Below are 7,421 nucleotides of genomic sequence, written 5' to 3' on the forward strand. Positions count from 1 at the left end.
TCCCGCCCGGGGGCCGTCGTCGTCCGCCGCCCCTCCGAGGACCTCCCGCCGGGCGGCTAGGGTCCCGCTCGTGCAGACGGCAGGCAGGCTCGACGTCGCGGTCATCGGAGCGGGCCGGGTCGGCCCCGTCCTCGGCGCGGCGCTGCGGGCCGCCGGGCACCGGGTCACCGGGATCGCGGCGCGCACCCGCGGCGCCGCCGAGCGCGTCGAGGCGCTGCTGCCCGGGGTGCCCTGGACCTCGCCGGCCGGGGCGTTCGCGGCCGACCTCGTCCTGCTCGCCGTCCCCGACGACGTCCTCGGCCCGCTCGTGGCCGAGCTGGCCGGTGCCGTGCGCCCCGGGCAGCTGCTGGTGCACACGTGCGGGCTGCACGGCACCGGCGTGCTCGCCCCCGCCGCGGCGCGCGGCGCGCTGCCGATGGCGCTGCACCCGGCCATGACGTTCACCGGCACCTCCCTGGACCTGCAGCGGCTGCGGGGGGCGGCCGTGGCCGTCACCACCCCGCCCGTCCTGCTGCCCGTCGCCGACGCGCTCGTGCGCGAGTGGGGCTCGGTGCCCGTGGCCGTCGCCGACGCCGACCGCGAGCTCTACCACGCGGCCCTCGCGCACGGCGCGAACCACCTCGTCACCCTCGTCGCCCAGGCGCTGCGGGCCGCGCGGGCCGCGGTGGGCGAGGAGGCCGGGCGGGTGCTGCGGCCGCTGCTGGCGGCCGCCCTGGAGAACGCCCTGGACGCCGGGGACGCCGCCCTCACCGGTCCGGTCGCCCGCGGGGACGCCGGCACCGTGGCCACCCACCTGCGCGTCCTCGCCGAGCGGGTGGACCCGGCCACCGCCGCCACGTACGCGCTGCTGGGCGCCCTGGCCGCCGAGCGCGCGCAGGCCGACGGCCGCCTGCCCGAGCGGGCGGCCCGGGCCCTGCGCGAGCAGCTGCGCGCCGGCGAGGACACTGGCACCCCGTGAGCCTCGTCGTCACCCGCACCCGCGCCGAGCTGGCCGCAGCCCGCTCGGCCCTGCCCGGACCCGTCGCCGTCGTCATGACGATGGGCGCCCTGCACGCCGGGCACGCCACCCTCGTCGAGCAGGCCCGCCGCCGCGCCGCCTCCGTCCTGGTCACCGTCTTCCTCAACCCGCTGCAGTTCGGCCCGGGCGAGGACCTGGCCCGCTACCCGCGCACCCTGGACGAGGACCTGCGGCTGGCCGAGGCGTGCGGCGCCGACGTGGTCTTCGCCCCGGGCCCGGACGTGGTCTACCCCGACGGCGACCCGGGGGTGCGCGTCAGCGCCGGCCCGCTGGGCGCCGTGCTGGAGGGCGCCAGCCGCCCCGGCCACTTCGACGGCGTCCTGACCGTCGTCGCCAAGCTGCTGCACCTGACCCGCGCCGACCTGGCGTTCTTCGGGCAGAAGGACGCCCAGCAGCTGCTGCTGGTGCGCCGGATGGTCCGCGACCTCGACATGGGCGTGGAGGTCGTCGCCGTGCCGACGGTGCGCGAACCCGACGGCCTGGCGATGTCCAGCCGCAACCGCTACCTGACGCCGTTCGACCGCGAGGTCGCCCTCGTGCTGCCGCGCGCCCTCGCCGCGGGGGCCGCCGCCGCCGCGGAGGGGCCGAGCGCGGTGCGCCGCGCCGCCCGCGACGTGCTGCGCGCCGAACCCGCCGCCCGCGTCGACTACCTGGCCCTCGTCGACCCGCACGACCTGGCCGACGTGCCCGAGCACCACCGCGGCGAGGCGCTGCTCGCGCTCGCGGCGCGGGTGGGTCCCACCCGCCTCATCGACAACGTCCCGCTGCTCGTCGGGCGCTCCGCGGGCTGATGCGCGGGCCGGTGCGCGGGCCGGTGCGCGGGCGCCGGGGCGGGCCCGGCGCGGCGGATAGCCTTGCCCCGTGAGCGAGACGCAGGCCCCGCGGGCCGGGACGAACGAGGCGCAGGACGCGGTGGACGCGGTGGACGAGGAGTTCGAGGACCTGCCCGAGCAGGTGCGGGTCCGCAGGGACAAGCGCGAGCGCATCCTCGCCGAGGGCGGGCAGGCCTACCCCGTCTCCGTCCCGCGGACCGCGTCGCTGGCCGAGGTCCGCGAGCGCCACGCCGCCCTGCAGCCGGGGGAGGAGACCGACGACGTCGTGGGCGTCACCGGCCGGGTGGTCTTCCTGCGCGGCACCGGGAAGCTGGCCTTCGCGACGCTGCAGGAGGGCGACGGCACCCGCCTGCAGGCGATGGTCTCGCGCGACGGGGTCGGCGAGGACGCCCTCGCGGCGTGGAAGGCGGACGTCGACCTCGGCGACATCGTCTTCGTGCACGGCCGGGTCGTCTCCTCCCGCCGCGGGGAGCTGTCGGTGATGGCCGACTCCTGGCAGCTGGCCTCGAAGGCGTTGCGCCCGTTGCCCGTCCTGCACCGGGAGCTGTCCGAGGAGACCCGCGTCCGGCAGCGCTACGTGGACCTCATCGTCCGCGAGGCCGCCCGCACGAACGTGCGCGCGCGCTCGGCCGTCGTGCGCTCGCTGCGCCGCACGCTGGAGGACCGCGCGTTCCTGGAGGTCGAGACGCCGATGCTGCAGGTCCAGCACGGCGGCGCCAGCGCCCGGCCGTTCGTGACGCGCTCGAACGCGTTCGACACCGACCTGTACCTGCGCATCGCCCCCGAGCTGTTCCTCAAGCGCTGCGTCGTCGGCGGCATCGAGCGGGTGTTCGAGATCAACCGCAACTTCCGCAACGAGGGCGCGGACTCCACGCACTCGCCGGAGTTCGCGATGCTCGAGGCCTACCAGGCCTGGGGCGACTACGACTCCATCGGCGAGCTGACCCGCACGCTGGTGCAGAACGCCGCGCAGGACGCCTTCGGCGGGCACGTGGTGACGCTGGCCGACGGCAGCGAGTACGACCTCGGCGGCGAGTGGGCCTCGATCTCGATGTACCCCTCGCTGTCGGAGTCGCTGGGCGAGGAGATCACCCCCGTCACCTCCCGCGAGCACCTGATCTCGCTCGCGGAGCGGCTGGGGATCGGCGTCGACACCGTCCGCTGGACGCACGGAAAGCTCGTCGAGGAGCTGTGGGAACACCGGATCGCCGATTCCCTGGATTCCCCGACGTTCGTGCGCGACTTCCCCGTGGAAACCTCGCCGCTGGTGCGCGCGCACCGCAGCCTCGAAGGCGTCGTGGAGAAGTGGGACCTGTACGTGCGCGGTTTCGAGCTGGCCACCGGGTATTCCGAGCTCGTCGACCCGGTCGTGCAGCGCGCCCGCTTCACCGAGCAGGCCCGCCTGGCCGACCTCGGCGACGACGAGGCCATGCGCATCGACGAGGACTTCCTGCGCGCCCAGGAGCACGGCATGCCGCCTTGCGGCGGCATGGGCATGGGCGTGGACCGCCTGCTCATGGCCCTCACCGGTCTCGGCATCCGCGAGACGATCACGTTCCCGCTGGTCAAGCCGCGCTGAGCCGTGCCGCGGCCCGGTGCGGGGCGACGTAGCCTGGTGGGGTGGACTACCTCGCCGCGCTGCTGCCCTCCGCCGGGCTGCTGGTCCTGTTCGTCCTGCTGATCCGCTCGGTGCTGCACGCCGACCGCCGTGAACGGGCCGCCGCCGCGCGGGCCCGTTCCGAGCGGGCCGCCGCGACGGAAAGCCCGGCGCCGCGTGAAGGCGCTTCCTGAGGCCTTTCCCCTCCTTTTCGGCGAGGATTTGACCGGCGCGCTCGGAATGCGCAAGAGTGATCCCGGACTCCCGCACGCCGCGGTCGGGTCGCTTTTCTTGCGAAAGGGTGCAGCCTGATGGCGCAGAAGGTGCAGGTCCTGCTCGTCGACGACATCGACCAGGGGGAGGCCGCCGAGACGGTGACCTTCGCCCTCGACGGGGTCAGCTACGAGATCGACCTCTCCGAGGAGCACGCCTCCGCGCTGCGCGAGGCCTTCGCCCCCTGGGTGGGGCACGCCCGGCGCGTCGGCGGCCGCGGCGGCGGCGCCGGCAAGCGCGCCTCCGCCCCCAAGCAGGCGGCCAAGGCCCCCGCCGGCGGCGAGGGCGGCGGCGGTGGCCGCGACACCGGCGAGGTCCGCACCTGGGCCCGCGAGAACGGCTACACCGTCTCCGACCGCGGCCGCATCTCCGCCGAGATCCTCCAGGCCTTCGACGACGCCCACTGAGGCGCTCCCCGTCCCGGCGCCCGGTCCCGCACCCGCGGGGCCGGGCGCTCGTGCGTGCGGCGGGCGCCCCACCCCCGCCCGGGCGCCCGCCCCGTGATCACTTCCGTCGGTGCGGCGCCCCCCCTGGGGCGGTCGGCGGCGGGGCGCCGGTGCACCCTGCGCCGTAGCCGGGGTGAGCCGGTCGATGGATGCGGCCCGCGCGCGCCGGCGGCCACGATCGGGACGTACCCCGGCGACGCGCCCTCCGCGCGGCGTCCCCGTCCACCACTCGAAGGGCTGCTCATGATCGAGGCGGTCGGCCTGCGCAAGGTCTACGGCAAGAAGGTCGCCGTGCACGACCTCAGCTTCACCGTGCGCCCGGGCATCGTCACCGGGTTCCTCGGACCGAACGGGTCCGGCAAGTCCACCACCATGCGGATGGTCATGGGGCTGGACCGGCCCACGGCCGGGCAGGTCCTCGTCGACGGGCGGCCCTTCGCCCAGCACCGCGCCCCGCTGTCGGCGGTCGGCGCGCTGCTGGACGCCAAGGCCGTGCACACCGGGCGCTCGGCCCACCGGCACCTGCAGTCCATGGCCGCCACGGCCGGCATCCCCCGCTCGCGCGTGGACGAGGTCGTCGACCTCGTCGGCCTGCGCGAGGTCGCCCGCAAGCGCGCGGGCGGCTTCTCGCTGGGCATGGGGCAGCGCCTCGGCATCGCCTCCGCCCTGCTGGGCGACCCGGCGACGGTCATGTTCGACGAGCCGGGCAACGGCCTGGACCCCGACGGCATCCTGTGGATCCGCAACCTCATGAAGGAGCTGGCCTCCCAGGGCCGGGCCGTCTTCGTCTCCTCGCACCTCATGAGCGAGATGGCGCTGACCGCCGAGCACCTCGTCGTCATCGGCAAGGGCCGGCTCATCGCCGACGAGAGCGTGCAGTCCTTCATCGACCGCGTGCAGCCGCGCGGCGTCACCGTGCGCTCGCCGCAGGTGTCCCAGCTGACCGACCTCGTCGTCGACGGCGGCGGGACGCTGCGCCCGGTGGACGACGGGGCCTTCGAGGTGCGCGGCATGTCGGCCGTCGCCATCGGCGACGCCGCCGCGGCCCGCGGGGTCGCGCTGCACGAGCTGACCACCGTCCGGGCCTCCCTGGAGGAGGCGTTCATGGAGCTCACCGCGAGCGCCGTGGAGTACCAGGCGCACGGCACCGCCGCGGACGGCCCGCAGCCCGCCGTCGCCGTCGTCCCCGACCGCACCCGCGAGGAGGTGGCCCGGTGAGCACCGCGGCCCTGGAGAAGCAGCAGTTCACCCCGGTCGAGCGCCGGGTCACCTTCGGCGGCCTGCTGCGCTCGGAGTGGATCAAGTTCTGGAGCGTGCGCTCCATCGTCGTGACCATGGTGGTGGCCTTCGTCGCCGTCGTCGGCCTGGGCGTCCTGCTGGCGTGGGCCACCTCCTCCGCCTTCGCCGACCCGGAGACGGCCCGGGAGATGGCCGCGCAGGGGTTCGACCCCGTCGCCGCCAGCCTGCAGGGCGCGCAGATGGCCAGCCTCATCGTCGCCGCCGTCGGCGTCATCGTCATCGCCGGCGAGTTCTCCACCGGGATGATCCGCACCTCCTTCGCCGCCGCCCCCGGTCGGCTGGGGGTCTTCGCGGCCAAGGCCGTCGTCCTGGCCGTCTCCGTCGCGGCGGTGATGGCCGTCGCGGTCTTCCTGGCCTTCCTGCTGGGGCAGGCGGTCCTGGAGACCAAGGACGTGGGCGCCTCGCTGGGCGACGACGACGTGGTGCGGGCGCTGCTGGGCAACGTGGCCATGCTCACGGGCTTCGCCCTGTCGGGCCTGGCCGTGGGGGCGCTGCTGCGCAACTCCGCGGGCGCCATCTGCACCGTGCTCGCCGCGATCTTCGTCGTGCCGCTGCTGCTCATGGCCGTGCCCGAGTCCTGGGGCGGCGAGGGCATCCGCGAGTTCTACTTCACCAACACCACGACCAACTTCGTCAACGTCACCAGCCAGCCGGTCTTCCTGGACCCGCTGCCCGGCCTGGCGGTGTTCGCGGCCTGGATCGCGGTGCTGCTCGGCCTCGGTGCGCTGGCGCTGAAGACCCGCGACGTCTGAGCCCACCGCACCCGCGGGGCGCCGGACGGCCCGTCGACCACCCAGGGGGGGAGTGGTCGGCGGGCCGTCCGCGCTCCCGGCGGGCCCCGCTGCGGCGAAGTCGCTTGACAGTCGATGAAAACCTTTGCACTGTGAGCAGCAACAACGGCGTCGGGGGTGCTGCATGGCTGTGACCATCCACGAGGTGGCCCGCCGGGCCGGCGTGTCCGTCTCGACCGTCTCGCGCGCCCTGGCGGTGCCCGACCTGGTGCGCGCCAGCACCCGCGACCGCGTCCTGGCGGTGGCCGAGGAGCTCGGCTACCAGCCCAACCGGGCCGCGCGCGGGCTCATCACGGGGCGCACCGGCAACATCGGCGTCGTCGTCCCCGACGTCGCCAACCCCTTCTTCAGCGCCGTGCTCAAGGGCGCCCACGCCCGGGCCCGCGAGGCGGGGCAGGTCGTCTTCCTCGCCGACTCCGCCGAGGACTCCCGCGTGGAGGCCGAGCTGGTCGCGGCCATGGGCAAGCAGGTCGACGGCATCGTCCTGTGCTCGGCCCGGATGGGCGACGAGGAGCTCGAGCGCAGCGCCGGCTCGACGCCCATGGTGCTGGTGAACCGCCGCAAGGCCGGGCTGCCCAGCGTGCTCATGGACTCCGCCGACGGCATGCGCCAGGCCGTCGAGCACGTCGCCGCGCTCGGCCACCGCCGCATCGCCCACCTCAGCGGCCCGGTGCGCTCCTGGTCCTCCGCCGAGCGGCTGCGCGGCCTGCGCGAGGCCGCCGCCGCCAGCGGCGTCGAGGCCGTCGAGATCGGGCCCTTCCCGCCCACCTTCGAGGCCGGGCTGCCCGCCGCCGACCTCGTGCTGGCCAGCGGGGCCACCGCCGTGCTGGCCTACAACGACCTCATGGCGCTCGGCGTGCTCAACCGCCTCGCCGTCCGCGGCGTCGTGGTGCCCGCCGAGATGAGCGTCGTGGGCTTCGACGGCACCCAGGTGTCCGCCATGACCACCCCGGCCCTCACCACCGTGGGGATGCCGACGGAGACGGCCGGGCGGGCGGCGGTGGAGCTGCTGCTCGACGTCCTGGCCCGCCCCGAGCACCACTCCGAGGCCGCGCGGACGCTGCCGTGCCAGCTCGTCGTCCGCTCCACCACCGTCCCGCCGCTGCCGCAGGCCGTGCGCGCCGGCGCCCCCGCCCGACTGGAGGCCCTCACGTGACGACGTCC

The 7,421-nt window shown here is 75.7% G+C and carries 8 protein-coding genes; all 8 read left to right on the forward strand.

Annotated elements, in window-relative coordinates; all coding sequences use genetic code 11:
* The first annotated feature begins 70 nt into the window (after window positions 1-70).
* The 8 genes from GTQ99_RS03325 (at window position 71) to GTQ99_RS03360 (ending at window position 7,413) form a co-directional block, all read left to right on the forward strand.
* Window positions 71-958: a DUF2520 domain-containing protein gene (locus GTQ99_RS03325; protein WP_166614317.1), complete on the forward strand. Its 888-nt coding sequence runs from the start codon at window positions 71-73 to the stop codon at window positions 956-958.
* Window positions 955-1,809, forward strand: a complete 855-nt coding sequence (panC, locus tag GTQ99_RS03330) for a pantoate--beta-alanine ligase (protein ID WP_338074688.1) — start codon at window positions 955-957, stop codon at window positions 1,807-1,809. Before GTQ99_RS03325 ends, panC begins: the two co-directional genes overlap by 4 nt.
* Before the next feature lie 121 nt (window positions 1,810-1,930).
* On the forward strand, window positions 1,931-3,430 hold the full coding sequence (gene lysS / locus GTQ99_RS03335; RefSeq protein ID WP_166614328.1) for a lysine--tRNA ligase: 1,500 nt from the start codon (window positions 1,931-1,933) through the stop codon (window positions 3,428-3,430).
* A gap of 41 nt (window positions 3,431-3,471) precedes the next feature.
* The gene (locus tag GTQ99_RS03340) at window positions 3,472-3,642 is read left to right on the forward strand and encodes a hypothetical protein (protein WP_166614318.1); all 171 of its coding nucleotides are present in this window, start codon (window positions 3,472-3,474) and stop codon (window positions 3,640-3,642) included.
* 117 nt (window positions 3,643-3,759) lie between these two features.
* A complete protein-coding gene (locus GTQ99_RS03345; protein ID WP_166614319.1) occupies window positions 3,760-4,128 on the forward strand; it encodes a histone-like nucleoid-structuring protein Lsr2 in 369 nt (122 codons plus the stop codon).
* Between the two features lie 282 nt (window positions 4,129-4,410).
* Window positions 4,411-5,385, forward strand: a complete 975-nt coding sequence (locus GTQ99_RS03350; protein WP_166614320.1) for an ABC transporter ATP-binding protein — start codon at window positions 4,411-4,413, stop codon at window positions 5,383-5,385.
* On the forward strand, window positions 5,382-6,218 hold the full coding sequence (locus GTQ99_RS03355; protein WP_166614321.1) for an ABC transporter permease: 837 nt from the start codon (window positions 5,382-5,384) through the stop codon (window positions 6,216-6,218). Before GTQ99_RS03350 ends, GTQ99_RS03355 begins: the two co-directional genes overlap by 4 nt.
* Before the next feature lie 163 nt (window positions 6,219-6,381).
* Window positions 6,382-7,413 (forward strand): LacI family DNA-binding transcriptional regulator, encoded by a 1,032-nt coding sequence (locus tag GTQ99_RS03360; protein ID WP_166614322.1) that lies wholly within the window; start codon window positions 6,382-6,384, stop codon window positions 7,411-7,413.
* The last annotated feature ends 8 nt before the right edge of the window (window positions 7,414-7,421 follow it).

The organism is Kineococcus vitellinus (genome assembly GCF_009906315.1).
Classification (GTDB): domain Bacteria; phylum Actinomycetota; class Actinomycetes; order Actinomycetales; family Kineococcaceae; genus Kineococcus; species Kineococcus vitellinus.

Bases quoted from the DNA above. Each gene is read 5' to 3' on its own strand.
- GTQ99_RS03345 (WP_166614319.1), top strand. From the start codon at position 3,760: ATGGCGCAGAAGGTGCAGGTCCTGCTCGTCGACGACATCGACCAGGGG.
- GTQ99_RS03350 (WP_166614320.1), top strand. From the start codon at position 4,411: ATGATCGAGGCGGTCGGCCTGCGCAAGGTCTACGGCAAGAAGGTCGCC.
- GTQ99_RS03360 (WP_166614322.1), top strand. From the start codon at position 6,382: ATGGCTGTGACCATCCACGAGGTGGCCCGCCGGGCCGGCGTGTCCGTC.